24 protein-coding genes and 1 tRNA gene are annotated in these 25,055 nt (G+C 60.3%); 11 read left to right on the top strand and 14 right to left on the bottom strand.

The features are described from left to right. The first annotated feature begins 89 nt into the window (after positions 1 to 89). On the top strand, positions 90 to 629 hold the full coding sequence (ppa, locus tag AC1D1J_RS00500) for an inorganic diphosphatase (RefSeq protein WP_457278617.1): 540 nt from the start codon (positions 90 to 92) through the stop codon (positions 627 to 629). A 193-nt stretch (positions 630 to 822) separates the two neighbouring features. Here the strand turns inward: ppa and AC1D1J_RS00505 are convergent, their stop codons facing one another. The 5 genes from AC1D1J_RS00505 to AC1D1J_RS00525 all read right to left on the bottom strand — a co-directional run bounded on the left by AC1D1J_RS00505 (position 823) and on the right by AC1D1J_RS00525 (position 6,638). After that, positions 823 to 1,662 carry an alpha/beta hydrolase gene (locus AC1D1J_RS00505; RefSeq protein WP_477693583.1) on the bottom strand — a complete coding sequence of 280 codons (840 nt, stop codon included), beginning with the start codon at positions 1,660 to 1,662 and terminating at the stop codon, positions 823 to 825. Positions 1,663 to 2,010: 348 nt separating this feature from the next. Next, positions 2,011 to 3,642, bottom strand: coding sequence for a wax ester/triacylglycerol synthase family O-acyltransferase (locus tag AC1D1J_RS00510; RefSeq protein WP_477693584.1), 1,632 nt, complete (start codon positions 3,640 to 3,642; stop codon positions 2,011 to 2,013). Between the two features lie 137 nt (positions 3,643 to 3,779). After that, positions 3,780 to 4,559, bottom strand: coding sequence for a hypothetical protein (locus AC1D1J_RS00515; RefSeq protein WP_477693585.1), 780 nt, complete (start codon positions 4,557 to 4,559; stop codon positions 3,780 to 3,782). A 218-nt stretch (positions 4,560 to 4,777) separates the two neighbouring features. Further along, a complete protein-coding gene (locus AC1D1J_RS00520; RefSeq protein ID WP_477693586.1) occupies positions 4,778 to 5,110 on the bottom strand; it encodes a hypothetical protein in 333 nt (110 codons plus the stop codon). Positions 5,111 to 5,312: 202 nt separating this feature from the next. Then, on the bottom strand, positions 5,313 to 6,638 hold the full coding sequence (locus tag AC1D1J_RS00525) for a GNAT family N-acetyltransferase (RefSeq protein WP_477693587.1): 1,326 nt from the start codon (positions 6,636 to 6,638) through the stop codon (positions 5,313 to 5,315). A gap of 24 nt (positions 6,639 to 6,662) precedes the next feature. Between AC1D1J_RS00525 and AC1D1J_RS00530 the strand changes: the two genes are divergently transcribed. Both AC1D1J_RS00530 and AC1D1J_RS00535 read left to right on the top strand, forming a co-directional pair. Continuing rightward, positions 6,663 to 8,351 (top strand): NAD+ synthase, encoded by a 1,689-nt coding sequence (locus AC1D1J_RS00530; RefSeq protein WP_477693588.1) that lies wholly within the window; start codon positions 6,663 to 6,665, stop codon positions 8,349 to 8,351. A gap of 165 nt (positions 8,352 to 8,516) precedes the next feature. Beyond that, positions 8,517 to 8,855: a P-II family nitrogen regulator gene (locus AC1D1J_RS00535; RefSeq protein ID WP_007869659.1), complete on the top strand. Its 339-nt coding sequence runs from the start codon at positions 8,517 to 8,519 to the stop codon at positions 8,853 to 8,855. 125 nt (positions 8,856 to 8,980) lie between these two features. On the opposite strand, the gene AC1D1J_RS00540 is transcribed toward AC1D1J_RS00535, so the two are convergent. The 6 genes from AC1D1J_RS00540 to AC1D1J_RS00565 form a co-directional block, all read right to left on the bottom strand. Further along, positions 8,981 to 9,613: an LOG family protein gene (locus AC1D1J_RS00540; RefSeq protein WP_477686498.1), complete on the bottom strand. Its 633-nt coding sequence runs from the start codon at positions 9,611 to 9,613 to the stop codon at positions 8,981 to 8,983. After that, positions 9,610 to 10,086: a diacylglycerol kinase gene (locus AC1D1J_RS00545; RefSeq protein ID WP_477693589.1), complete on the bottom strand. Its 477-nt coding sequence runs from the start codon at positions 10,084 to 10,086 to the stop codon at positions 9,610 to 9,612. The genes AC1D1J_RS00540 and AC1D1J_RS00545 overlap by 4 nt, the downstream gene beginning before the upstream one ends. Before the next feature lie 36 nt (positions 10,087 to 10,122). Further along, positions 10,123 to 10,680 carry an RDD family protein gene (locus tag AC1D1J_RS00550; RefSeq protein WP_477693590.1) on the bottom strand — a complete coding sequence of 186 codons (558 nt, stop codon included), beginning with the start codon at positions 10,678 to 10,680 and terminating at the stop codon, positions 10,123 to 10,125. Between the two features lie 73 nt (positions 10,681 to 10,753). Next, positions 10,754 to 11,431 (bottom strand): DUF3106 domain-containing protein, encoded by a 678-nt coding sequence (locus tag AC1D1J_RS00555; protein ID WP_477693591.1) that lies wholly within the window; start codon positions 11,429 to 11,431, stop codon positions 10,754 to 10,756. Positions 11,432 to 11,478: 47 nt separating this feature from the next. Beyond that, complete coding sequence (locus tag AC1D1J_RS00560; protein WP_477693592.1) at positions 11,479 to 11,925, bottom strand: DUF3619 family protein; 447 nt, start codon at positions 11,923 to 11,925, stop codon at positions 11,479 to 11,481. Next, on the bottom strand, positions 11,922 to 12,488 hold the full coding sequence (locus tag AC1D1J_RS00565) for an RNA polymerase sigma factor (protein WP_457279761.1): 567 nt from the start codon (positions 12,486 to 12,488) through the stop codon (positions 11,922 to 11,924). The genes AC1D1J_RS00560 and AC1D1J_RS00565 overlap by 4 nt, the downstream gene beginning before the upstream one ends. A gap of 324 nt (positions 12,489 to 12,812) precedes the next feature. On the opposite strand from AC1D1J_RS00565, the gene AC1D1J_RS00570 reads away from it, so the two are divergent. From AC1D1J_RS00570 to pbpG, 7 genes are all read left to right on the top strand, one after another. Further along, positions 12,813 to 14,591, top strand: coding sequence for an acetolactate synthase 3 catalytic subunit (locus AC1D1J_RS00570; protein WP_477693593.1), 1,779 nt, complete (start codon positions 12,813 to 12,815; stop codon positions 14,589 to 14,591). Between the two features lie 110 nt (positions 14,592 to 14,701). Then, a complete protein-coding gene (ilvN, locus tag AC1D1J_RS00575; RefSeq protein WP_011483239.1) occupies positions 14,702 to 15,193 on the top strand; it encodes an acetolactate synthase small subunit in 492 nt (163 codons plus the stop codon). A 127-nt stretch (positions 15,194 to 15,320) separates the two neighbouring features. Further along, positions 15,321 to 16,337, top strand: a complete 1,017-nt coding sequence (ilvC, locus tag AC1D1J_RS00580; protein WP_477670845.1) for a ketol-acid reductoisomerase — start codon at positions 15,321 to 15,323, stop codon at positions 16,335 to 16,337. Between the two features lie 243 nt (positions 16,338 to 16,580). Beyond that, positions 16,581 to 17,393 (top strand): CDP-diacylglycerol--serine O-phosphatidyltransferase, encoded by an 813-nt coding sequence (gene pssA / locus AC1D1J_RS00585; protein WP_477686492.1) that lies wholly within the window; start codon positions 16,581 to 16,583, stop codon positions 17,391 to 17,393. A gap of 174 nt (positions 17,394 to 17,567) precedes the next feature. Then, positions 17,568 to 19,262 (top strand): 2-isopropylmalate synthase, encoded by a 1,695-nt coding sequence (gene leuA, locus AC1D1J_RS00590; RefSeq protein WP_477693594.1) that lies wholly within the window; start codon positions 17,568 to 17,570, stop codon positions 19,260 to 19,262. A 54-nt stretch (positions 19,263 to 19,316) separates the two neighbouring features. Further along, positions 19,317 to 20,855 carry a 2-isopropylmalate synthase gene (locus AC1D1J_RS00595; RefSeq protein ID WP_477686490.1) on the top strand — a complete coding sequence of 513 codons (1,539 nt, stop codon included), beginning with the start codon at positions 19,317 to 19,319 and terminating at the stop codon, positions 20,853 to 20,855. A gap of 203 nt (positions 20,856 to 21,058) precedes the next feature. After that, the gene (pbpG, locus tag AC1D1J_RS00600; protein WP_457278602.1) at positions 21,059 to 22,123 is read left to right on the top strand and encodes a D-alanyl-D-alanine endopeptidase; all 1,065 of its coding nucleotides are present in this window, start codon (positions 21,059 to 21,061) and stop codon (positions 22,121 to 22,123) included. Between the two features lie 75 nt (positions 22,124 to 22,198). Here the strand turns inward: pbpG and AC1D1J_RS00605 are convergent, their stop codons facing one another. From AC1D1J_RS00605 to aat, 3 genes are all read right to left on the bottom strand, one after another. Next, complete coding sequence (locus AC1D1J_RS00605; protein WP_457278601.1) at positions 22,199 to 22,978, bottom strand: IclR family transcriptional regulator; 780 nt, start codon at positions 22,976 to 22,978, stop codon at positions 22,199 to 22,201. Positions 22,979 to 23,053: 75 nt separating this feature from the next. After that, complete coding sequence (locus tag AC1D1J_RS00610; RefSeq protein ID WP_477686488.1) at positions 23,054 to 23,833, bottom strand: arginyltransferase; 780 nt, start codon at positions 23,831 to 23,833, stop codon at positions 23,054 to 23,056. After that, positions 23,830 to 24,606 (bottom strand): leucyl/phenylalanyl-tRNA--protein transferase, encoded by a 777-nt coding sequence (gene aat, locus AC1D1J_RS00615; protein ID WP_477693595.1) that lies wholly within the window; start codon positions 24,604 to 24,606, stop codon positions 23,830 to 23,832. The genes AC1D1J_RS00610 and aat overlap by 4 nt, the downstream gene beginning before the upstream one ends. Positions 24,607 to 24,905: 299 nt before the next feature. Here aat and AC1D1J_RS00620 point away from each other — a divergent pair. Next, positions 24,906 to 24,981: transfer RNA gene (locus tag AC1D1J_RS00620), tRNA-Asn, on the top strand. The last annotated feature ends 74 nt before the right edge of the window (positions 24,982 to 25,055 follow it).

Here is a 25,055-nt window from a genome sequence, read left to right on the forward strand (position 1 = left end):
CTGCGCAGGTAGCCCATGTGTTTTAAGAATCTTCTTTTCTCCTTTCTTCCCTTCCTTTCTTCTTCCTTCCATAAAGAACTCAAGCGACCATGTCCCTCGATAAAGTTTCCCCCGGCAAAAACGTTCCCGAATCCTTCAACGTCATCATCGAGATCCCGATGAATGCCGACCCGGTGAAATACGAGGTGGACAAGGAGTCCGGCGCGATTTTTGTGGACCGCTTCATGAGCACGTCCATGCACTACCCGACCAATTACGGTTATGTGCCCAAAACCATCAGCGGCGACGGCGACCCGGTCGACGTGCTGGTGATCACCCCGGTGCCCCTGATTCCCGGTGTGGTGGTGACCTGCCGCGCCATCGGCATCCTGAAAATGACCGACGAAGCCGGTGAAGACGGCAAGGTGCTGGCGGTGCCCATCGACAAGAAATGCTCGCTCTACACCCAGTGGCAAAAACCTGAAGACATGAACCCGCTGCGCCTGAAGACGATTGCGCACTTCTTTGAGCACTACAAGGACCTGGAAGAAGGCAAGTGGGTCAAGGTGCTGGGCTGGGAAGGCCCGGACGCGGCCAAAAAAGAAATCACGGACGGCATTGCCAACTATGCAAAGGCCGGCAAGGCTTGAAACCCGGTCGCCAAGCCTGAAAATTTAAGCGTTTTAGTGCTGCAACCAGCACAGGCTGTGCGCAAGCAGCTATAAAAAGTATAGCGGTGGCGATGAGGAAAACGTAAAAAAGCGCCTGCAGCGTGGTCTGCAGGCGCTTTTTTTATGCCTGGGTGGAATGGTATGCGGCGCCGCCCGGCGCCACATTGAAGCGTTACGCTTTTCGCGCAGGGTCCGGGAACACCAGGCCGTGCAGCTTGCCTTTATCCCCGCGCGAAAACGGCTTCCATTGGCCCTCAGCCTGCGCCAGCCGGTCGGCCACGGCCCACCAGGCGCTGGGGTTCACGCCCATGCCGATATGGCTGGCCAGCACTTCGATGTTTTCGGTCTGAGGATGGGCTGCACTGGGTGCCTGGATGCTGGCCTGCCAGGCCACCACGCCGTCGCTGCGCGAATAAATGCTGGTGGTCGGTACGGGCGGTGCGGCCGGCAGATCGTAGCTTTCGGATTCGCGCTCCACGTTGCGGCCGCTGGTGAGTTCATAGATGCGCCAGGCATTGGTGGCCTTGTGCGAGCCCGCGAAGGGCGTGCCCAGCGTGATCACGCCGCGCACCATGTGCGGCAGCTCCTTGGCCAGCTCGCGTGCGTAGACGCCGCCCAGGCTCCAGCCGATCAGGCTGACCTTGCGGCCTGTGGTTTCGAAGGTGCGGGCGAGGCTGTCGCGGGCTTCTTCCAGCACGCCGGCGCGCGGGCCAAAGTTAAATCCCTGTTCCCAGCCCCAGGGCCTGTAATTGAGCGACTGCAGGTATTGGCGCAGCGGCACCGTGGTGGCGTCATTGGCCGACAGACCCGGAAACACCATCACGGCATGACCATCGCCGCGTGGCGCGCGGGCCAGCAAGGGCCAGGCGGGAAGCAATGCGCCGAATTCCCAGAATGCACGCAACTCAAGCGCCAGCAGCCAGGCGCTGGGCGGAACATCGTGCGGGGACGGTTTTTCTTGATCTTGGGGGGAGGATGAAGACGGATTTCGCCTGGGTGACGGGCTTGCCATGGCTTGAAGCATTGATTGTCTTGTTGGAGTTCCGACTAGGGTCTGATAGCGCTGTTTTTGCAAGATGCGTTGCGAGTCAAAAAGGCCATGAGCAAGGCGCAAAACGCAGGCGGGGTGAACCCCGTCAAGGCTTTGCAACGCCGCGCAGGGCCTTTTTGATCGCAACCCGTAGGGAACGGGGTAAAAAAGGCGCCACTCGGCGTTGCGCTCCTAGCTCAGACGCCCGGTCTGAGCGTCGTCGCGCGCCTTGATTGGCGCCTTTTTTACCCCGTTCGCATTTGCAAAAACAGCGCTATTAGACCCTAAGAGTATGGAGGCGCTTACGGTTTTTTACAGAGAGAGGCCTCTCTAAGGTGAGCGCCTGGCGGCGGTTTTCGTCGCGTTCGTGACAGCGGCTTTGCGGGTTTTTACCGGGGCGGCCTTCACTGCGGCTTTGACAGCGGACTTTTTGGCAGTGACTTTGGCCGTCTTTTTCGGCGCGGGCGCCGTGGCGGCGGGTGCAACAGGCGCCGTGCTCACCATCAAGGCTTGGGCCTGAGTGAAGGCCTCCTCGATTGCTTTCGCCAAATCCTTCGCGTGCGGCAGCGCCTTCTTGTCGGCAACGATGCCGAAATCCACATGGCCGGCATAAGTCTGGATCGTGATATTGAGCGCCAGCCCGTGCATGACGATGGACAGCGGATGGAAGGTCAGGAACTTCGCGCCGGCCAGGTACAGCGGCACCGGCGGGCCCGGCACGTTGGAAATCGCCAGGTTGGCCACCATGGGCAGGCGGCTGGCGATGCCGCTTTTGCCGTAGGCGTTCAGGGCCATCTTGGCTGCGCCGCCCACCAGCCACGGCGCCAGCAGGGAAGGGTAGTCGGTCGGCAGCAAGCCCTTCAGGCTTTGCATTGATGTTTTCACCTTGGCGGTCGATGCCATGATGGCGTTCATGCGCTTGAGCGGGTGCGCCAGCTGCGTGCCCAGTTCCACCAGGCTCATGCTGACCTGATTGCCCAGGTTGCTGGCGTCGGTGGCGCCGGCTTCGCGCAGCGACACCGGCATGGCCGCCACCAGCGATTTTTTCGGCAGGCTGTGGTGCTGCGTGAGGTAGCTGCGCAGTGCGGTCGAGCAGATCCACAAGACCACGTCGTTAAACGAGCCGCCCACCGCCTTGCCCATGGCCTTGCATTCGGCCAGCGGCAGGGTGGCCGTCACGAAGACGCGGTCTGTGGTGATGCCGGTATTAAACGGCGTTTGCGGCGCCAGCTTCATCGGCATTTTGGGCTTGATGCCGGTGGCCGAGCTGGTGGTGGATTGTTTTGCCAGCGTGCTGCCAAAAGTGCTGGCCGCAGACGGCAGCGCCTTGGCCAGTTTGGCCAGCTGGCCCAAGGAGCTCGAAAACACCGAGCCGATCATCTTGCCCAGCTTCAGGTCGGCCTCGGTTTTGCGGCGGCGGGCAGGGTCGGGCGGCGGCACCTCGCGCGGCACCGGGCTGAAATCGAGCAGGGCATTGGCCAGCATCACGCCGCCTTTGCCGTCCAGCGCCGCATGGTGAATCTTCGAGAAAAACCCCGCCACCACCTTGCCGCCCTGCGATGCGGGCAACTGGATGCGGTCAAAAATATAAAACTCCCAGAGCGGGAAATTGCGGTCGATGAGCTCGCTGTGCAGTTGCGCGCACAGCTTGTGTACCTCGGCCAGCGTCATGGATGCTGCGCCTTTTTTGGCGGAGTCCGCGCGGCGGATGTGAAAGTCGATGTCGACCGAATCAGCCTCGACCCAGAGCGGGTGGCCCAGATCCAGCGGCATGAACACCAGCTTGCGGCTGAACACCGGCGCCAGGTGCATACGTTTGGCGATGTGCGTTTTCACCGCCTTGTGAAAGCTGCCCTTGAAGCCCGCCGGCAGTTCACACAGGTTGAGCGAGCCCACATGCATGGGCATCTCGGGGGTCTCAAGGTAAAGAAAGGTCGCGTCGAGTCCGGTGAGGGATTTCATTGTTATGTCTCCGTGGGGGAGACATTAACCGAGCGGGCCGGGTTGCGGCACTAGGGTTTGCCGTAGCGGCCTGTCCCGCAAAGCGCAGCCCGGAACGCATCAACACGGCAGGCCTGCGCGTGCTGGTGTCCAGGCGCTCAGTATTCGCCGAGCATTCCCTGTTCGTCGTCGATGAGCCCGGCCACCGGTGTCGCCTTGGCCAGCGCCATCCAGACGCCCAGCGGCAGCTGCTGGCGCGTACGCCGCGGTGCGGCCCTGGCAACGGCCAGGCGTGTGTTCTCCAGCACCATCACACCGCACTCCAGCGGCACCTCGCTGGCATCGCCAATCGGCCTGCCCTTGGCGTCGCAACCGAGCACATACCAGCACTCGCCGCCCAGGTCGAGGTAGGCGGCGCGTTTTTCGGGGCGGCGCAGGTCGCCCAGCAGGTCGGAGCGATGCACCTTGATCTCGTGCACGATCGGATCGACGTATTCCTGCACCGTGGTGTTGCGGATGGAAAACACGTCGGGCCGGGCGATGCACCAGCGGGCCTTGCCGCCTTCTTCTTCGGGCGGCAGCTGGGCGCGCAGGCCCAGGCCGCGCCAGGTGACGCGGCCGGCACGCACCATTTCGCAGGCCACCTGCTCGACCAGTGCCTCATGCTTTGAAAGCGCCGAGCGGTTGCGCACGAGCACGGTCGCCAGGTAGGCCACGCCGGCATCGGTTACGCGCAGGGTTTCGTGGCCTGCGGGGCCGGCCACGCGCTGCAGCATGCCGGTGGCCAGCAGTTCGATCTCCAGCAGGTCCTGGCAGGGCCAGCCGGCGGAGCGGTAGACCTCGCGCAGGCGCCGGGCGTGCGGACGGCCCAGCGGGGTCGCAGGGTCGGCGGTCTGCGTTGCGGGGTTTTCGGGTGTAGCAGTCACGAGAGCATTCATGGGGAAATAGCGGTTTGAGCCGGCGGCAGGGTGGCCGCCGGCGCCTTGAAAACCGTTCGGAAACAGGCCTGAAAGACAGAGCTTAAATCAAGCCGGGGCTTAAGGGAAACAGGCCACTGGCGCAATGCTGGCGGGCGCGAGCAGCTATCAATACGATAGCGATTCCGCGCTGGCCGCACCGCGAAGCAGGCCGCCCGCCGGGCAAACTGCTTGAGGGGTCAAAGCGGAAGGATTTCGAAACGCGCGTTGTCCAGGTTGTCGCCCAGCGGCCGCATCGCCGCCAGGATCGCGTCGGTCTCGGCGTGTTGCCAGAGCGCAATGACCTGTTCTTCCGCCTCCGAGGCGTTCTCCAGCGGCAGGCCTTCGTGCAGCGTTTGCGTCAGCATGTAGGCCTGCAGAGAAGGCAGTACATATTCGGGGCCGCCCAATGCGAATTCAAGCGCCATGCGAAAACGCAGCTCAGCCGCTGCGCGCTCGTCGGTGGTCAGGGTTGGGCATTCGACGAGGTTGACGGTGTACGTACGTTCGTTGGTGCGGTTTTTGTTGCTCATGGAAATTCCTTTGAACGGGCTTTATAGCAAATAAAGATTGCCCGTGTGATGACAGGTATGACGAGGTTGCAGGTAAGGGCGCAAGCGCGGCCAGCGCATGTTTTGCACGGAATATTTATGGAGAAAGTCCCTGAAACCCAAGATGGACGAGCGCAAGCAGCTATGAAAAACGTAGCGCCCTGCGGTCAACTAAAACCGGTGCTTAAGCTGAGGTGCCCGGCGCAGCTTGCCTGAAAGGGCTGCGGCGTTCCAGGTCTTCCATATAGTTGTCGATGCCGGCGCCTTCGCGCTCCAGGAAGCGCTCGACCGCATCGGCAAACGAAGGATGCGCCAGCCAGTGGGCGCTGGTGGTTTTGACGGGCAGCAGGGCGCGGGCCATTTTGTGCTCGCCCTGCGCGCCGCCTTCGAAACGCTGGTAGCCGTGCTCCATGCACCACTGCAGCGGCTGGTAGTAGCAGGCTTCAAAGTGCAGGCAGTCGACGCGGGCGAGGGCGCCCCAGTAACGGCCGTACGCAACCAGGGACTGGTTTTCGGCGCTTTCCTCGCCGTGATCCCTTTCAGGACGGGCGCTGACGGCGATCAGGCTTGTCGCGATGGGCCGCCGTTGGCCGTCGGCGTTGTGCTCCGCCACAAACAGCAGCCAGTTCTCCGGCATGGTGTCCTGCATGCGCTGGAAGAAGTCGCGGCTGAGGTAGGGCGCGTTGCCGTGCTCGTAATAAGTGCGCTCATAGCAGCGGTAGAAAAAGTTCCAGTCGGCGTTGCTGATGTCTTTGCCCAGTGACCAGCGGAAAGTGATGCCCGCCTCGGCGACCTTGCGGCGCTCCTGGCGGATCTTTTTGCGTTTTTCCTGGCTGAGCGACATCAGGAAGTCGTCGAAGTCGCGGTAGCCGACCTGGCGTTCCGCCGACAGGCCGCCCTTAGGCGGAACGGCCCCCTCAGGGGGCAGCGAGGACACGCCAGTGCCGAGCGTGGGGGCACTGTTATCAGTCCAGTGGAATTGGACTGTGTGACGCAACATTAATCCCGCTTCTTCGCAGGCCGCCACGTCTTCATCCGCGGTAAACAGCAGGTGCAAGGACGAGAGATCCTCTTTCGTGCACCAGGCCACCAGCGCCTTTACCAGCAGGGCGCGTTCGGCCGTCGTGCGGGCCAGCAGGCGGGCGCCGGGTACGGGGGTGAAGGGTACGGCGACCAGCGCCTTGGGGTAGTACTCAAGCCCATGCTGCTGGTAGGCATTGGCCCAGGCGTGATCGAACACGTATTCGCCGTAGGAATGCTCCTTGAGGTAAAGCGCGCAGGCGCCTGCCAGTACCTTGCCCTGCCAGAGGGTGACAAAACGCGGTGTCCAGCCGGTTTCGGGCGTGGCGCTGCCGCTTTCGTGCAGCGCGGCCAGGTATTCGTGACGCATGAACGGGTTCGCGGGCTCGCCCGGGCTTTGTGCCGCCAGCAGGGCGTTCCACTCGGCCGCATTCACCTCCAGCGGTGAATTCAGCACGCGAATGACATAATCGTTTGAGTTCTTTTTCACGTGTTTTCGGGGTTCTACTTCAACATGCCACTCAAAATCTGCGTTGCCCAATTGAACTATTGCGTCGGCGATATGCCGGGTAATGCGCAAAAGATCATCGACGCTGCCCGCACGGCCTATGAGGGCGGCGCCCGGCTGCTGCTGACGCCCGAGCTGGCCATTTGCGGCTATGCGGCAGAAGACCTGTTCTTGCGCCCATCGTTCATCCAGGCCTGTGATGATGCCGTGAATCTGGTGGCCCGCGAGCTGGCCGGGTTAAAAGGCCTGACAGTGGTGGTGGGCACGCCCACCCACGGCGACAACGGCAAGGGGCTGCGCACCAAAAGCGTGGAAGTGCAGCAGCGCCACAACGCCGCGAGGGTTCTGCGCGAAGGCCAGGTTATCGAAACCTACGCCAAACGCGAGCTGCCCAACTACCAGGTGTTTGACGAGCGCCGTTATTTCACACCGGGGCAGGGCACCTGTGTGTTCCAGGCCGGGGAAGGCAATGACGCCGTCAGCGTCGGGCTGCTGATTTGCGAAGACGCCTGGTTTGAAGAGCCGGCACGCCTGGCCAGGGAAGCGGGGGCCGAGCTGCTGGCGGTCATCAATGCGTCGCCGTTTCATGTCGGCAAAGGCGGGGAACGCGAGCAGATGATGCAGCTCCGGGCCCAGGCTACCGGGTTGCCGTTGATTTATGCGCACCTGGTGGGCGGGCAGGACGAAATCGTTTTTGAAGGCGCGTCTTTTGCCTTGCAGGCCGATGGCGCCCTGGCCGGAAGGGCTGAAAGTTTCAAGGAAAATCTGTTTGTAATTCAGGCGGGACGAGCGCAAGCAGCTATTAAATTAATAGCAAGCACGGCACCTGAACGAAGCCACGAGGCGGATCTGTGGGACGCGCTGGTGCTGGGCGTGCGCGACTACCTGGGTAAAAACGGCTTTCCGGGCGCCATTCTTGGCCTGTCCGGTGGCATTGATTCGGCCCTGGTATTGGCGATTGCGGTGGATGCGCTGGGCGCCGACAAGGTGCGCGCGGTGATGATGCCTTCGCCCTATACAGCAGACATTTCCTGGATCGATGCGCGAGAGATGGCTGAGCGCGTGAAGGTGCGTTACGACGAGATTTCCATCGTGCCGGAGTTCGAAGCCTTCAAGGCGTCGCTGGCCGGTGAGTTCAAGGGCCTGAAGGAAGATACGACCGAGGAAAACATCCAGGCGCGCATCCGCGGCGTGTTTTTGATGGCGCTGTCGAACAAGTTCGGCTCCATCGTGCTGACCACCGGCAACAAGAGTGAAATGGCGACCGGCTATTGCACGCTCTACGGCGACATGGCCGGCGGCTTTGCGGTCATCAAGGACCTGCTGAAGACCACGGTCTTTCGCCTGGCGCGCTGGCGCAACGAAAACGACCCGTATGGCACGGGCAGCAACCCGATTCCCGAGCGCGTCATCACGCGGCCGCCCAGCGCCGAGCTGCGGCCCGACCAGACCGACCAGGACAGCCTGCCGCCCTACGAGGTGCTGGACGCCATCCTGGAGCGCTACATGGAGAACGACCAGGGCGTGGATGCCATCGCCGCTGCCGGGTTTGACCGCGCGCTGGTCGTGCGCGTGGCCCAGCTGATCAGGATCAACGAGTACAAACGCCGCCAGGCGCCCGTGGGTATCAGGGTCACCCACAGGAGCTTTGGCAAGGATTGGCGCTATCCTATTACCAGCAAATTCCGGCAGTGATGGCCCCCACGCTTTTCACTTCGTGTAATGCGCTGCCCCCCGAGGGGGCCGCTGCGCCTGCGGTCTGGCAAAGCCAGTCCCGCGGCCCCTGCTGGTGAAGTCACTTGCACGTCGTACGCCGCTAAATGCCTTTTTGACGATATTTAGAACGAATGGAGATATTCAGTGAAACAAATTACCGCCGTCCTCAAGCCCTTCAAACTCGAAGAAGTCCGTGAGGCCCTCGCAGAATGCGGTGTTACCGGCCTGACCGTCACTGAAGTCAAGGGTTTTGGCCGCCAGAAGGGCCACACCGAGCTGTACCGTGGCGCCGAATATGTCGTCGATTTCCTGCCGAAGGTCAAGGTCGAAGTCGTGGTGAAAACCGAAGACGTGGAACGTTGCGTGGATGCCATCGTGCGTGCTGCGCGCACCGGCAAGATCGGTGATGGCAAGATTTTTATCACCAGCGTCGAGCGGGTGGTGCGCATCCGTACCGGGGAAGAAGACGAAGCGGCGGTGTAGACAGGGCCCCCACGGTCGCTCACTTCGTGTAGCTCTCTGCCCCCCGAGGGGGCCGCTGCGCCTGCGGTCTGGCGAAGCCAGTCCCGCGGCCCCTGCTGGTATTGGGAGGAAATCCCCGGGGAGGGTCAGATTTGGTCTAGGCGGGTGTTGCCTGGCGTCATGCCGGCTGCCTGCACCAGCGTTTCCAGCAGTGATTCCGCGTCGCTGCTGGTGCGGATCAGGTCCATCAGCCATTCGTTCATGAAGCCGGTCTTCACCGAAGACGCCAGGAAGGCCAGCAGGGCGTCGTAGTAGCCGTTCATGTTGAGCAGGCCGACCGGTTTGTCGTGGTAGCCCAGCTGGCGCCAGGTCCATACCTCGAAAAACTCCTCCAGCGTACCGATCCCGCCGGGCAATGCCAGGAACGCATCGGCATGTTCGGCCATCATGTATTTGCGCTCATGCATGTTTTCCACGATGTGCAGCTCGGTGCATCCAGTGTGGGCCCATTCTTTCTCTACTAGTGCCTTGGGGATGATTCCCACAACACGCCCGCCGGCCGCCAGCGCAGCGTCGGCCATGATGCCCATCAGGCCGTTGCGGCCGCCGCCGTAGACCAGTTGCCCGCCGCGCTTGCCTATCCACGCGCCCACGAGGGCGGCAATGGCGGCGAATTCGGGTTGGTTGCCGGGACGGGAGCCGCAGTAAACGCAGAGAGAAAAAGCGGACTTGGAGGCGGTTTTGGAGGTATCGGTCACTTTGTTGATGCTTGCGTTCATGCGGCAAATCGCTGGAACAGCGCCAGGGCCCAGGTACCTGCGCACAGCAGCAGGCTGAGCAGGACGGCGGCGCTTCCCATGTCCTTGGCGCGCTTGGAAAGGTCATGCCATTCGGGGCCGATGCGGTCGATGGCGGTTTCAATGCCCGTGTTGAGCAGTTCCACGATCATGATGAGGATGACGGTACCGGCCAGGAGCACCGTTTCGACCCAGCTGCGGCCCAGCCAGAAAGCGGCGGGGATCAGCACAATCGACGCGATCGCCTCCTGGCGGAAAGCGGTTTCATGCCATCCGGCGCGCAGGCCGGCAACGGAATAGCCGGTGGCGTGCCAGACGCGGCTCAGGCCCTTGCGGTGTTTTTGGGGGTTGACGGGCTCATTGGAGGCCAGTCGGGAGGTGGCGCCAGCAGGAGCGACATCAACATCAGATGGCGGCGCTGGCACAGACATGGGAAACGGAACTTGTTCGGACATGGTGCCATTGTCGCGCAGCTTTATGGCACATTGATGTTAGGGCTGGTGGGTCGCAGTACCGGTGATACCGACTTTGTTTTTGGCCTTGCGCCCGGGTTTTTCGGGTGCAACCCAGGTGATGAGCCGCGTGCCCGCCCAGGCGTCATGCCAAAACTGTTTTTGCGGATGAAAGCGCGCCAGGATGGCCCAGATGGCGACCCACCCCAGCGTCAGTACGGCGCCTTCCCGTCCTGGCAGCGCCATTGCCCAGCTCACGGCCAGGGGTGGCAGGAACCAGAGCCAGCTCAGCGCATAGCGCAGCAGCGCACGTTTCTGGGTGACGGGTGCACCGTTGAGGTCGACCACGCGGATGTTCCAGGTTTTCATGGCCAGGGTCTGACCTTTGGCCCAGAACCAGACGAAGTAAATACCGAAAATCACAAACACGAACGCCTGCAGGGCATGGCGATTGTCCAGGGCATTTCGGGTCTGGCTCAATGTGCTGAAGAGGTAACCGGCCAGAAAAACCACGCCGAACATCAGCATGCCTTCGTACATCCAGCAGGCCATGCGGCGGGGAATGGACGGAATGGGGAGGGTGTCTGTGACTGTCAAAGATGTCGCGATAAAGGTTGGCCACAGTGAACGGCGGCAGGCATGGGTCAAGCCCGGCCGCTGCGGGTAGCGCTTAGCGTTGGGGCGTAGCGCTTGTTGCGGCACCGCTTGCGGACGGCGCGGCGGGCGTAGCAGCTGAGGCAGGTTGCAAAGCAGTGATTTTAGGGCCAGGTTTGCTGGCTGCCTTGACCGGATGCGGCGTCACGGGCGCCAGCTTCTGTGGCGCCACCGGTTTCACCGCTGTTGCCGCCCCGGTAGGCTTGGGACTGGCTTTGGCGGCTAATTTCTGCTTTTCTTCGGGGCTGAGGGCCTGGTAAGTCTCCCATTTGGCTTTTTTCTCTTCAGGCGTGAGCTGCTTGGAGAGTTCCTTGGTCTTGCCGAAGTTCAACCGGGCTTGCGCGCGCTGCTGGGGGCTCAAGGTGACCCATTCATTCATGCGGCTGTGCAGGTTGGCCTGCTCTTCCGGTGTGAGTGAAGGGTAATTTTTGGAGATTTCCAGCCATTTGCGCTTTTGCGCCTCACTGACGGTATCCCAGCTTGAAGCCAGCGGTTTGAGCGCCTGCTGTTGCATGGGCGTGAGTTCGGCCCAGGTCGGCTTGGCCACGACGGGCTTGGCAGGGATGGCCGGCGGCTTCACAGCTGCGCTGGCAGGGCCTACGGGTTTAGGCGCCTGTGCAAGACCCAGAATGGGCCAAGCCAGCAGGGTAGCCGTCACAAGCCCGAACGACAGCCATTGCAGTCTCAACCGCATTGAGCTGCCATCGACAGACGAGGCGCGTCGGGAGATTGCGCGCGGGATCATTGGGCCGTAGGGACTTGGCGTGTGGTTTTGAGGTACTGGACAAAACCCGGATCGGCAAAAGCAGCGGGCGGGAGTTCGTCAGTAAGCAACGCTACATCGACTTCGGCCAGTTCCTGGGCGCGGTTGTCGTTCTGGATCGAATTGATGGCCAGCAGGCCTACAACCAGTGCAACAAGTGGAAGGACCGAACCAATCCGTGCCCACCAGCTCAGGCCGTCATCAGATCCCCATGACAGGGCGGCACTTGTGCCAACGCCGACAACGCTGGTGGCGGTTTGTGCTTTGGTAACTTTACGTTTTGAAACAGCTTGAACGCGTGCGGCGCGCAGGCGCTCGGAAATGTCGTAAGGCAGGTCTGCAGCTCCTGCGGACAGGTAGGACACGGTCTTCAGGCCAAAGCGGTCCTGCAGGATTTCGGCTCTTTTTTGTAGTGAGTTAGTCATAGTTTTATACCTTTGGCACTCAGGGCTTTGCTGAGGGCGTGAACTGCGCGGGAACAATGTGTTTTGACACTGCCCTCCGAACAGCCCATGGCGGCTGCTGTTTCAGCGACATCCATTTCCTCCCAGTAACGCATCAGAAAGGCTTCCCGTTGACGGCCCGGCAATTCCTTTACCTGCAGTTCGATCTCATGCAATATTTGCGCCCGCTCAGTAGCATCCTGGGCGCTCTCTGTACCCTCTGAGTTGGTAAGGCTCTCTAAAGTTTCCAGAAGATCGAAATCTCCGTCTTCTCCCTGCGATTCAAAGTCGCTCATGTTGGAGAAAAGCGCGTTCCGGGTCTTGCGGCGGCGGAACCAGTCCAGCGTGGTGTTGGCCAGGATGCGCTGGAACAGCATGGGTAGCTCGGCCGCAGGCTTGTCGCCGTAGTGCTGGGCCAGCTTCATCATGCTGTCCTGAACGATATCAAGGGCCGCTTCTTCATCCCGCACGTGGTAGATGCTGCGCTTGAAAGCCCGTTTTTCAACGCTTTTCAGGAAATCCGAGAGTTCTTGTTCAGTTGCCAACGGTGTGGGGTTCCGGTTCGTCCAGCGCTGCACAGGGTGGTCTGCGGGTACTCGCAGGGCCGATGCCAATAAGGCATGCATCCAAGGATACAGCTGGAAAATTATCGCATCCCGGCCGGTACCGGATGCGATTTTTCACCGCGTGCAGCCATTGCGCAACGCGAAATGCCATAATACGGCCTGCAATTCAAAAGGCAAACGGGTCATGACTCGGCGGTTTATGTTTCCGCTTATGGTTTTGGCCTCAAGTCTCGATGCTGCTTCACAAGAGTGGGCAAAGAGGCACCCAAGGTATTTCGTTAGAGAAATTCACAAAGGTTCATCATGGAAATCTCCAAAGCGGAAATCGCTTCCGCGGCAGCTGCGTCTGCACAAACAAATTCTCAAGAACTCCGCGGCGCGGAAATCCTCATGAAGTCCCTTCAGGCTGAAGGCGTCAAATACATGTGGGGTTATCCGGGCGGTGCAGTCCTGCATATTTACGACGCCGTCTACAAACAGGATTCGATCCAGCACATCCTGGTGCGCCATGAGCAGGCCGCTGTGCACGCAGCCGACGGCTATGCTCGCGCCACAGGCGAGGTGGGCGTGGCGCTGGTCACTTCCGGCCCGGGCGTGACCAACGCCGTGACCGGTATCGCGACAGCGTACATGGACAGCATCCCGATGGTCATCATCACGGGACAGGTTCCTACCCACGCCATCGGGCTGGATGCCTTCCAGGAATGCGACACCGTCGGCATCACCCGGCCCATCGTGAAGCACAACTTCCTGGTCAAGGATGCGCGGCACATGGCCGAAACCCTGAAAAAGGCGTTTCATATCGCCCGCAGCGGCCGGCCCGGCCCTGTGGTCGTTGATATCCCCAAGGACGTGTCCTTCAACAAGGTGCCTTACAACGGCTATCCGCAAACCGTTGAGATGCGCTCTTACAACCCGGTGCGCAAAGGCCATGGCGGGCAGATCCGCAAGGCCCTGCAATTGCTGCTGGCGGCCAAACGGCCCTATATCTACACCGGCGGCGGCGTATTGCTCAGCAATGCCTCGCAAGAACTGCGCACGCTGGTCGACATGCTGGGCTACCCTTGTACCAACACGTTGATGGGCCTGGGCGCCTACCCGGCCAGCGACAAAAAATTCCTCGGCATGCTGGGCATGCACGGCACCATTGAAGCCAACAACGCGATGCAGCATTGCGACGTGTTGCTGGCCGTCGGTGCCCGGTTTGATGACCGCGTGATCGGCAACCCCAAGCACTTCGCGCAGAACGAACGCAAGATCATCCACATCGATATCGACCCTTCCAGCATTTCGAAGCGCGTGAAGGTCGACATTCCCATCGTTGGCGACGTGAAGGACGTGCTGACCGAACTGATCAGCATGATCAAGGAATCCGGTCTCAAGCCCGACGCGAACGCGCTGGGCGGCTGGTGGGACACGATTGAAGGCTGGCGCAAGCGCGATTGCATGAAATACAGCATGGGCAAGGGCGACGTCATCAAGCCCCAGCACGTTGTCGAAACGCTCTGGAAGCTGACCAAGGACGCCGACACCTACATCACGTCGGACGTGGGCCAGCACCAGATGTGGGCCGCGCAGTACTACAAATTCGACGAGCCACGCCGCTGGATCAATTCGGGCGGCCTGGGCACCATGGGCGTCGGCATTCCCTATGCCATGGGCATCAAGCTGGCCAAGCCCGATTCGGAAGTGTTCTGCATCACGGGTGAGGGCTCGGTGCAGATGTGCATCCAGGAGCTTTCCACCTGCCTGCAATACAACACACCGATCAAGATCGTTTCGTTGAACAACCGTTACCTGGGCATGGTTCGGCAATGGCAGGAAATTGACTACGAAGGCCGCTACAGCAGCAGCTACATGGATGCGCTGCCCAATTTCGTGAAGCTGGCCGAAGCCTATGGTCACGTCGGCATGCTGATCGAAAAACCGCAGGACGTGGAGCCGGCGCTTCGCGAAGCCCGCAAGCTCAAGGACCGTACGGTGTTCATGGACTTCCGCACGGACCCGACCGAAAACGTGTTCCCGATGGTGCAGGCCGGCAAGGGCATTACCGAAATGCTGCTGGGGTCGGAAGACCTCTAAGCCCCACGCCAACCACACCCATTCATTCACCGTCACCTGACGAATCTATTGTCTGCCGAGCCTGCGCATTACCGTGCGCAGGGGAGGGCAGCGAAAAGAGGAATCTTCTTATGAAACACATCATTGCAGTTTTGCTGGAAAACGAGCCGGGCGCTCTTTCCCGCGTGGTCGGCCTGTTCTCGGCGCGCGGCTACAACATCGAAAGCCTGACCGTCGCCCCGACGGAGGACCCGAGCCTGTCGCGCATGACGATACAGACCACCGGTTCCGACGACGTCATCGAACAAATTACCAAGCACCTGAATCGCCTTATCGAAGTGGTCAAGGTTGTCGACCTGACCGAAGGCTCCTACACCGAGCGTGAACTCATGATGGTCAAGGTGCGCGCAGTCGGCAAGGAGCGCGAAGAGATGAAGCGCATGGCTGATATATTCCGCGGGCGAATCATCGACGTGACGGAGAAAAGCTACACCATCGAGCTGACTGGCGACCAGTCCAAGAACGATGCATTTCTGGAAGCCATAGACCGCAGTGCGATCCTTGAGACGGTGCGAACCGGCTCCAGCGGTATTGGCCGCGGCGAGCGGATTTTGCGGGTTTGATTTAAGTCGTCCGTGCGCGCGTTTCGACAGGCTCAACGCGAACGGATTTTGAGTGGCGATATGCGTTTACCGTTCGCCCTGAGCCTGTCGAAGGGCATTTTCGCCAATACCTATTCTGGAGAGAAACATGAAAGTTTTTTACGACAAAGATTGTGATTTGAGCCTGATCAAGGGCAAAACAGTCGCCATCATCGGCTACGGCAGCCAGGGCCACGCGCACGCGCAAAACCTGAACGACAGCGGCGTGAAAGTGATCGTCGGCCTGCGCAAGGGCGGCGCTTCGTGGCCCAAGGTCGAAAAGGCCGGCCTGAAGGTCGCTGAAGTCGCGGACGCGGTCAAGGCCGCTGACGTGGTCATGATCCTGCTGCCCGATGAACAGATCGGCGCGGTCTACAAAAACGACGTGGCTCCCCACATCAAGCAGGGCGCTTCCCTGGTGTTTGCCCACGGTTTCAACGTGCACTATGGCGCCGTGATTCCTCGTGCCGACCTCGACGTCTGGATGGTCGCCCCCAAGGCACCCGGCCACACGGTGCGCAACACCTACGCCCAGGGTGGCGGCGTGCCTCACCTGGTCGCCGTGCACCAGGACAAGTCCGGCAAGGCCCGCGACCTGGCCCTGAGCTATGCCATGGCCAATGGCGGTGGCAAAGCCGGCATTATTGAAACCAACTTCCGCGAAGAAACTGAAACCGACCTGTTCGGCGAGCAGGCCGTGCTGTGCGGCGGCACAGTCGAGTTGATCAAGGCCGGGTTCGAAACGCTGGTGGAAGCTGGTTACGCGCCTGAAATGGCGTACTTTGAATGCCTGCACGAGCTCAAGCTGATCGTTGACCTGATTTATGAAGGCGGTATCGCCAACATGAACTACTCGATCTCGAATAACGCAGAATATGGCGAATACGTGACAGGCCCGAACATCGTGACCTCGGCTACGAAAGACGCGATGCGCAAGTGCCTGAAAGACATCCAGACAGGTGAATACGCCAAGAGCTTCCTGTTGGAAAACCAGGCTGGCGCGCCAACCCTGCTGAGCCGCCGCCGCCTGAATTCCGAGCACCAGATCGAAATCGTGGGCGAAAAGCTGCGCGCCATGATGCCTTGGATCGCGAAAAACAAGCTGGTCGACCAGACCCGCAACTGATCCAAGCCCGTCAGGGCTTTGTCCTGCAAAAAGCCGCGCAAAGGTCCTGCGCGGCTTTTTTTCTGACCAGGGCAGACTGGATGGGATGAGGTGAAGGTTTCTGCCGGGGCCGATCTTGGTATCCTTGGCGGCTTGAGTCGACGGCTTGTTCCTTCAAGGAGGCCCGGCTTCTGGATGGCATCTACAGATGCTATGAATTTGATAGCTGTTTGCGCGCACCAGTTGTGCCTCAGGAGTGTTTTTATGCATGATGGTGAAGATTCGGCGTTCCCTACCGAAGCGGTGGTGATACGCAAGCGACGCAAGGGCATTTACATATTGCCCAATTTATTCACGCTGGCCGCCCTGTTTGGCGGCTTTTACGCCATCGTCATGGCCATGAACGGGCGCTTCGACCAAGCTGCCATCGGTGTGTTTTGCGCCATGATTCTCGACAGCCTGGACGGCCGCGTCGCCCGGATGACCAACACGCAAAGCGCTTTCGGCGAGCAGATGGATTCGCTCTCGGACATGGTGTCTTTCGGCGCCGCACCGGCGTTGATCGCCTACGTCTGGGCCTTGACCAGCCTGGGGCGCTGGGGCTGGATAGGCGCCTTTGTTTACTGCGCCTGCGCGGCGTTGCGTCTGGCTCGCTTCAATGTGAACACGGCCGTGGTTGACAAACGTTTCTTCCAGGGTCTGCCGTCGCCCGCTGCGGCGGCGTTGGTGGCCGGCTTTATCTGGCTGATGACCGATGCGGGAGTCAGTGGGCTGGAAGTGCGCTGGGTGACCTTCGGCCTCACGCTCTATGCGGGCCTCACGATGGTCACGAATGTGCCGTTCTACAGCTTCAAGGACGTGCAAATGAAGCGCAGCGTGCCTTTCGCGGCCATTGTGTTGATCGCGCTTGGAATCGCCGTTATCAATATCCATCCACCTACCGTGATGTTCGGCCTGTTCGTGCTTTATGGCCTGTCAGGTTACGTGCTGTACGGCTGGCGTAAGGCCAAGGGCCAGCAGACCAGCGTGATCTCGACGTCCACCGACGAACCCGACGAACGCGGCCTTCACAAATAATTGTGGTACATTGACCGGATGAAACATATTTCGCTAGCACTACTGCTATCTGCCAACGGGCGGAGACGGTAGCGTACGCGTACACCTGATTCAACGGCCCGTTTGCACCAGCAACGGGCCGTTTTTCTTTGGGTTGCTGGTTTTTTTGTAATCTTTGGGGTTGACGAAATGACCATGTTGAAAACACCTTCCAGCAAATACCAATCCTTCGCGCCAGTTCGACTGGCCGACCGCACTTGGCCCGACGCCGTGCTGACGCAAGCGCCCATCTGGTGCAGCGTGGACCTGCGGGATGGCAACCAGGCGTTGATCGAGCCAATGGATATTTCCCGCAAGCTCAGGATGTTCCACACCCTGGTGAAAATCGGCTTCAAGGAAATCGAGGTGGGCTTTCCATCCGCATCCCAGATTGAATTCGACTTTCTCCGACAGCTCATCGACGGTAATTTGATTCCCGACGACGTCACCATCCAGGTGCTGACCCAGGCGCGCGAGCCGTTGATCCGCCGTACTTTCGAGTCGCTCAAGGGCGCCAAAAAAGCCATCGTCCACCTCTACAACGCCACCGCGCCGGTTATGCGCCGCGTGGTGCTGGGCATGAATGAGGACGAGATTGTCCAGCTCGCGACCGACAATGCGCGGCTCTTCCAGCAACTGGCTGCGGCGCAGCCTGAAACGCAATGGACGTTCCAGTACTCACCCGAGATGTGGTCGGGCACTGAGCTGGCGTTTTCCAAGCGCGTGGTCGATGCCGTGACCGAGGTCTGGCAGCCGACGCCCGAGCGAAAATGCATCATCAACCTGCCGTCCACGGTGGAGCATTCCACGCCGAATATTTTTGCCGACATGATGGAGTGGATGCACCGCCACCTGGCCAGGCGCGACGCCATCGTGATCTCGGTTCATCCCCACAACGACCGCGGCACGGGCACTGCGGCCGGCGAGCTGGCCTTGATGGCGGGTGCTGACCGCATTGAAGGCTGCCTCTTCGGAAATGGCGAGCGCACCGGCAATGTGGACCTGGTAAACATCGCGCTCAATCTCTACACGCAAGGCGTATCGCCCGGGCTGGACTTCTCTGAAATCGACGAAATCCGCCGCACGGTGGAGCATTGCAACCAGCTGCCCGTGCATCCCCGTCATCCGTATGCCGGCGATCTGGTTTACACCTCGTTCTCCGGCTCGCACCAGGACGCCATCAAGAAGGCTTTCGCTGCGCGCAAAGAAGGCGACGTGTGGGACATGCCTTATTTGCCCATCGATCCCAAGGACCTGGGCCGCAGCTATGAAGCCGTGATCCGCGTCAACAGCCAGTCGGGCAAGGGTGGCATCGCCTACCTGCTGGAAAGCGAGTTCGGCCTGGAGCTTCCGCGCCGCCTGCAGATCGAGTTCAGCCAGGTAGTGCAATCGGTGATGGACGCGACCGGCAAGGAATTGACAGGCAAAGATATCTTCGCGCTGTTTGAGAAGGAATACGGCGTACAGACCGTTGCCGCACCGCAGCGTCTGGCGATTGAGGAAACCGGAAAAGCCGGCGGCGAGTCCTTCCACATCAAGGCCGAGGTTCAGCTTGGCGGCAGACGTCACGCCGTTGAGGGCACAGGCACCGGGCCCATAGATGCCTTCGTGGCCGGCCTGGCCGCGGCGACAGGCCACACGGTCCGCGTGCTGGATTACCACGAACACGCCATCGGGGCTGGGGCGAGCGCGCAGGCCGTGGCCTACCTGGAGCTGCGCATCAACGACCAGACGCTTTTCGGCGTCGGCATGGACGGCAATATTGTCTCGGCGTCGCTCAAGGCCATTGTTTCCGGCCTGCAGCGCAGCAAGGCCGGCCAGCCCGCCGGCGAGGCTACCATTAGCGGTTAACCCGGTTCAAGACCTTTCAAAAAACAGAGCGCCCAACGCATCAGGAATCCCGCCATGACTGACAAACTCATTATTTTCGACACTACCTTGCGCGACGGCGAGCAATCGCCCGGCGCTTCCATGACCAAGGACGAAAAGCTGCGGATTGCCCGCCAGCTGGAGCGCCTGAAGGTCGATGTGATCGAAGCCGGGTTTGCCGCCAGCTCCAATGGCGATTTCGAATGCGTGAAGGCTATTGCGGAGGTGGTGAGGGACTCCACCATCTGCTCGCTGGCGCGTGCCAACGACAGGGATATTTCCCGCGCTGCCGAGGCCTTGAAACCTGCGGCATCGGGGCGTCTGCATCTGTTCCTTGCAACCAGCGCCCTGCACATGGAAAAGAAACTGCGCATGACACCCGATCAGGTATTCGAGCAGGCCAAGCTCTCCGTGCGTTTTGCCAAAAACCTGATGGGTGATATCGAGTTCAGTCCCGAAGATGGCTATCGTTCGGACCCGGACTTCCTGTGCCGCGTGCTGGAGGCCGTGATCAAGGAAGGCGCAACCACCATCAACGTGCCCGACACCGTAGGCTACGCCATCCCCGAGCTCTACGGCAACTTCATCAGGAACCTGCGCGAGCGTATCCCCAACAGCGACAAGGCTGTCTGGTCCGTGCACTGCCACAACGACCTGGGCATGGCCGTGGCCAACTCTCTGGCCGGTGTGAAGATTGGCGGCGCGCGGCAGGTGGAATGCACCATCAACGGCCTGGGCGAGCGTGCCGGCAACTGCTCGCTCGAAGAAGTGGTGATGGCCGTGAAAACCCGCAAGGATTACTTCGGCCTCGAACTTGGAATCGACACGCAGCACATCCTGGCGGCCAGCCGCATGGTGAGCCAGACCACGGGATTTGTGGTGCAGCCGAACAAGGCCGTGGTCGGCGCCAATGCCTTCGCGCATGCCTCGGGCATCCACCAGGACGGCGTGCTCAAGGCGCGCGACACCTATGAAATCATGCGCGCCGAAGACGTGGGCTGGAGCGCCAACAAGATCGTGCTGGGCAAGCTGAGCGGGCGCAACGCCTTCAAGCAGCGTCTGCTGGAGCTCGGTGTCGCCATGGAAAGCGAAGCGGACATCAACAACGCCTTCGCCAAATTCAAGGAACTCGCGGACCGCAAGAGCGAGATCTTTGACGAAGACATCCTGGCGCTGGCGAGCGATGAAAGCGCTTCGCATGACAACGAGCAGTACGGCTTTGTGTCCCTGTCGCAACACAGCGAAACCGGCGAACGCCCTCAGGCCAGCGTCGTGTTCACTGTGGCCGGCAAGGAAGTCAAAGGCGAATCCGACGGCAACGGCCCTGTTGATGCCTCCCTCAAAGCCATCGAGTCACACGTCAAAAGCGGTGCGGAGATGGTGCTTTACTCTGTGAACGCCATCAGCGGATCAACAGAAAGCCAGGGAGAAGTCACGGTGCGTTTGCAAAACAGCGGGCGGGTGGTCAATGGCGTGGGCGCCGATCCCGACATTGTGGTGGCATCGGCAAAAGCCTATTTGAGCGCGTTGAACAAACTCCAAAGTAAAGCTGACCGCGTGGCGGCACAGGGATGATGTAACAATTCGGAAAATAAAATCCTTTGTATTCAATGACTTAGCGTTGAATCTGGGTGCAGATGGGGCTTCAGGCGTTAAAAACGTCACAAAGTGATTGTATTTTTAGGAAAGTCGCGCAAGTTTTTGATATTGCGTGACTTTTTCTATTTGTATACACTCCAGCCATCCCATTCATTGCAATCCACGCAGGCAAGACCATCATGTCTCATCAGATTTTCAATCGCGCATTAAAAATCGTTGGATTCATGGCCCTGATCGCCGCCTTTGCAGTGCCAGCCGCGAATGCGGCAACCGCCAAAAAAACCATTGTCAAAAAGCAGCACGCCTCGTCCAAGGCGTCGGCTTCCCAAAAAGTTATTTCCACACGCAAGAGCGTACGTTTTGTTGCAGGTACAAAACGCAGAAGCATCATCCGCGTGTCCATTCCGGCCAAACCATCCTTCGGTCAGATTGCCGGTTTGCACGGCTCGCAAGATCCCCTTGAACTGAAGTCCAGCGTTGCGCTGGTGATCGACCAGGACACACGTGAAGTGCTGTTCAGCAAGAACGATCATGCTGTGTTGCCGATCGCATCCCTCACCAAATTGATGACCGGCGTCATCGTCAGCGGCGCCAAGCTGCCCATGGATGAGCTCATCACGATCACGCAGGACGACGTGGACACCGAAAAGGGAAGCAGTTCACGCCTGAAGGTCGGCACCACGCTCACGCGTGGTGAACTGCTCCACCTGGCCCTGATGTCCAGCGAGAACCGCGCTGCGCACGCCCTGGGCCGTACCTACCCCGGTGGCATGGGCACGTTTGTCAGCCTGATGAACGCCAAGGCAAAAATGCTGGGCATGACGGACACCAGCTATGTGGAGCCCACCGGCCTTTCCAGCCGCAACCAGTCCAGTGCGCAGGATCTGGCGACGTTGGTCAACGCAGCACATGGCGACCCGATGCTGCGCGAGCTCTCCACATCGACGGGTTATCAAGTTGCAGTCGGCACCCGCACGCTGCAGTACAACAATACCAATCGCCTGGTGAAGAACCCCGACTGGGATATCGGCCTGCAAAAAACCGGCTATATCTCTGAAGCTGGCCAGTGCCTGGTCATGCAGACCAAAATCGCAGGCCGCAAACTGATCATGGTGTTTCTGGATTCCGCCGGCAAGCTGAGCCGCCTGGGTGATGCCGAGCGTGTACGCCGCTGGGTGGAGTCGAATCCGGTGGCCGAACCCAAGGTGAATGTCAGCACCTCCATCAAGCAGGTGAACGGCTGAGCATTCCCGAGTTGCGCGGTCTGCTATTGTATTGATAGCTGCTTGCGCCCGACCTGATTGGGCTGCAGCCTTTTTTTACTTGGGTTTGTAGCCCAGCGCGGCTGAAATCTCATTCGCAGTCGCCTGCAACTTGGGCAGCCAGTGTTCGTCCAGCCGGTCGGCCGGGGCCGAGATCGACAAGCCCGCTACCAGCTGGTTCTGGTCATCGTAAATGCCCGCGGCCATGCAGCGCACTCCCAACTCCAGTTCTTCGTTGTCGCGTGCGATGCCGTATTGGCGCGCTTTGGAAAGCTCGCGTTCCAGAATTGGCAGCTGCGTGATGCTGTTGCGTGTCTGCCCCGGCAGGCCGGTGCGCGTCGCGTAGGTCCGCAGGCGCTGCGGGTCGTCAAACGCGAGGAACAGTTTGCCCACAGACGTTAGATGCAGCGGCGCACGGCCCCCGATGGCCCGTACCACCTGCATGCCGGAGCGTTCGCTGTAGGCGCGCTCCACGTACACGATTTCATCGCCCTGGCGCATGCTCAGGTTGACCGGTTGCTGTGTGAGCTTGTGCAGCTCGCGCATGGGCAGCAGCGCAGCGTCGCGGACGTCCAGACGGGCTTTGACAAGGTTGCCCAGTTCCAGCAGTCGCATGCCCAGCCGGTAGCTGCCCGCTGCGGGGCGATCCACAAAACGGCCCGTGGCCAGATCGTTCAGGATGCGATGCGCAGTGGAGGGATGGAGCCCCGACTTCTCGCTGATTTCCTTGAGCGAAAGCGCTTCTTCGCGGTTCGCCAGGATTTCGAGCAGCGTGAACATCCTTTCAATGACCTGAACGGTCGGTGTCGCGGGAAGGGCTGAGTCGGGCTTTTTCATGTGCAGGCTTTCTGCTGCAAATTTTACCCTGTGAAATCCTGATGCGCTGGGTGATGCGCCTGATGGGACCGATGCCTATGCCTTGTCGGATGGCCTGCCTGTATTTTCTGCCGCAGGCTCTGCGGAAAGCACCCACTGCCCGTCGACCAGCACTTCATTGGGTCTGAATCCGGCCTTGTAATTCATTTTTGGGCTTTCCGCGATCCAGTAGCCCAGGTACACGTAGGGCAAATCGAGGCGCCGGGCCTGCTCGATCTGCCACAGCACGCTGTAGTTGCCGTAGCTTGCGCGGCCATCCGGCTCATAAAACGTATAGACCGCGGAAATGCCGTCCTCCAGCACGTCAAGGATGGACACCATCTTCAGAGCGCCCGGCTCGCCGTCAGGCAGGCTTTCGCGAAACTCCACCAGGCGTGAATTCACACGGCTTTGCAAGAGGAACTGGGTGTATTGGTCAATGCTGTCATGGTCCATGCCGCCGCCCGCGTGACGGCCGTTCTGGTAGCGCAGGTAGAGCTGGTAGTGCTCCGGCATGAAGCAGAGCTTGAGGATGCGGGCCTGCAGCGCCTGGTGCCGCTTCCAGGCGCGGCGCTGGCTGCTGTTCGGGCTGAAGCTGCCAACAGGCACCCGTAGCGGGACGCAGGCCTGGCACCCATCACAGTAGGGGCGGTAGGTGAACATGCCGCTGCGCCGGAAGCCGTTGGTCACAAGGTCCGAATAAGCGTCGTTGTGGATGAGGTGGCTGGGTGTGGCAACCTGCGAGCGGGCCTGTTTGCCCGGCAGATAGCTGCACGGGTAGGGCGCCGTTGCGTAGAACTGCAAGGTTTGCAGTGGCAGGTCTTTGAGATGTGTCACGGTAGGTCCAGGGTTCCCTTCGTTCCCGTCGTCAGTATCTGATTCCAGTATACGGGCTCAAAGCGCCAGTCGGGCCCCGTTTTACCCACACTTTGTCCGAGGTGGGCAACAAATTCCGCCCGGCTGATTTCTCCTGCGCCCAGGGACGCCAGGTGATGGGTATTTTGCTGGCAATCTATCATGGTGATGTGATGTTCACGGCAAAAAGCCACCAGTGCCGCCAGTGCGATTTTGGATGCATCGGTCTGGTGCGCAAACATCGATTCGCCAAATACCATGCGGCCCAGATTCACACAATACAAGCCGCCTGCCAGCTCGCCGTCGATCCAGGTCTCTACGCTGTGCGCATGGCCCGCCACATGAAGAGTGGTATAGGCCTGCACCATGTCGGGGACTATCCAGGTACCGGGTTGGCCGGAACGCGGCTTGCTGGCGCAGGCGTCGATGACGCGCTCAAAGGCGCTGTCGAACCTGATTTCGCAGCGAGGCTGTTCCTGAAAACGAACTACCGCCTTACGCAGCGACCGGTGCAGCTTGAAGTGGCGAGTCTGCAGCACCATGCGAGGGTCAGGGCTCCACCAGAGCACGGGCTGGCCGACGCTGTACCAGGGGAAAATGCCCTGCGAATACGCATGGACCAGGGTCGGCACATCCAGCGCGGCACCAGCCGCCAGCAAACCGGGTGCCGGGTCATGAAGCCCCCACGCGGTATCCAGCGAGGGAAAGTTTTCGCCGGCGGCAAGCCAGGGCACGGGGCGCGGGAGTTTACCCATGGTTTAAAAATGGACAGTCATAAAGCCATTAAAACAGCGGGCCGTGAAGGACATGCGCAAATGGTAGCCGAGCAGGCTACCGCGACATGGCCAACGCGTTGCCGAGATCAGTGATTCATAGAGATGCTATTGATTTGATAGCTGCTTGCGCATATCAAACAAGGGTTGAGGGCCAATAGGCCGCCGTGTTTTTTGCCCACGAAGCGGTGTCTGCTCGCCATTCGGCAGGAGCCAAGGCATTGACAGAATGTCGCGGGCCTAAAAAGCTCGAAAATTGACGCTATAATCTAAGGCTGTATTCCTCAATAGCTCAGTTGGTAGAGCGCCGGACTGTTAATCCGTAGGTCCCTGGTTCGAGCCCAGGTTGAGGAGCCAAGAACAAGGCCCAACAAGGCCACCCCCGAAGCCCGCTGTCCATCAGACTGCGGGCTTTTTTTTGAGCTGCAGGG

The sequence above is a fragment of the Polaromonas sp. P1_F8 genome (genome assembly GCF_056405635.1).

Coding starts and splice junctions, on each gene's coding strand:
- ppa (WP_457278617.1), top strand. CDS start 90: ATGTCCCTCGATAAAGTTTCCCCCGGCAAAAACGTTCCCGAATCCTTC.
- AC1D1J_RS00505 (WP_477693583.1), bottom strand. CDS start 1,662: ATGGCAAGCCCGTCACCCAGGCGAAATCCGTCTTCATCCTCCCCCCAA.
- AC1D1J_RS00510 (WP_477693584.1), bottom strand. CDS start 3,642: ATGAAATCCCTCACCGGACTCGACGCGACCTTTCTTTACCTTGAGACC.
- AC1D1J_RS00515 (WP_477693585.1), bottom strand. CDS start 4,559: ATGAATGCTCTCGTGACTGCTACACCCGAAAACCCCGCAACGCAGACC.
- AC1D1J_RS00520 (WP_477693586.1), bottom strand. CDS start 5,110: ATGAGCAACAAAAACCGCACCAACGAACGTACGTACACCGTCAACCTC.
- AC1D1J_RS00530 (WP_477693588.1), top strand. CDS start 6,663: ATGCCACTCAAAATCTGCGTTGCCCAATTGAACTATTGCGTCGGCGAT.
- AC1D1J_RS00540 (WP_477686498.1), bottom strand. CDS start 9,613: ATGAACGCAAGCATCAACAAAGTGACCGATACCTCCAAAACCGCCTCC.
- AC1D1J_RS00545 (WP_477693589.1), bottom strand. CDS start 10,086: ATGTCCGAACAAGTTCCGTTTCCCATGTCTGTGCCAGCGCCGCCATCT.
- AC1D1J_RS00555 (WP_477693591.1), bottom strand. CDS start 11,431: ATGCGGTTGAGACTGCAATGGCTGTCGTTCGGGCTTGTGACGGCTACC.
- AC1D1J_RS00560 (WP_477693592.1), bottom strand. CDS start 11,925: ATGACTAACTCACTACAAAAAAGAGCCGAAATCCTGCAGGACCGCTTT.
- AC1D1J_RS00570 (WP_477693593.1), top strand. CDS start 12,813: ATGGAAATCTCCAAAGCGGAAATCGCTTCCGCGGCAGCTGCGTCTGCA.
- ilvN (WP_011483239.1), top strand. CDS start 14,702: ATGAAACACATCATTGCAGTTTTGCTGGAAAACGAGCCGGGCGCTCTT.
- ilvC (WP_477670845.1), top strand. CDS start 15,321: ATGAAAGTTTTTTACGACAAAGATTGTGATTTGAGCCTGATCAAGGGC.
- pssA (WP_477686492.1), top strand. CDS start 16,581: ATGCATGATGGTGAAGATTCGGCGTTCCCTACCGAAGCGGTGGTGATA.
- leuA (WP_477693594.1), top strand. CDS start 17,568: ATGTTGAAAACACCTTCCAGCAAATACCAATCCTTCGCGCCAGTTCGA.
- AC1D1J_RS00595 (WP_477686490.1), top strand. CDS start 19,317: ATGACTGACAAACTCATTATTTTCGACACTACCTTGCGCGACGGCGAG.
- pbpG (WP_457278602.1), top strand. CDS start 21,059: ATGTCTCATCAGATTTTCAATCGCGCATTAAAAATCGTTGGATTCATG.
- AC1D1J_RS00605 (WP_457278601.1), bottom strand. CDS start 22,978: ATGAAAAAGCCCGACTCAGCCCTTCCCGCGACACCGACCGTTCAGGTC.
- aat (WP_477693595.1), bottom strand. CDS start 24,606: ATGGGTAAACTCCCGCGCCCCGTGCCCTGGCTTGCCGCCGGCGAAAAC.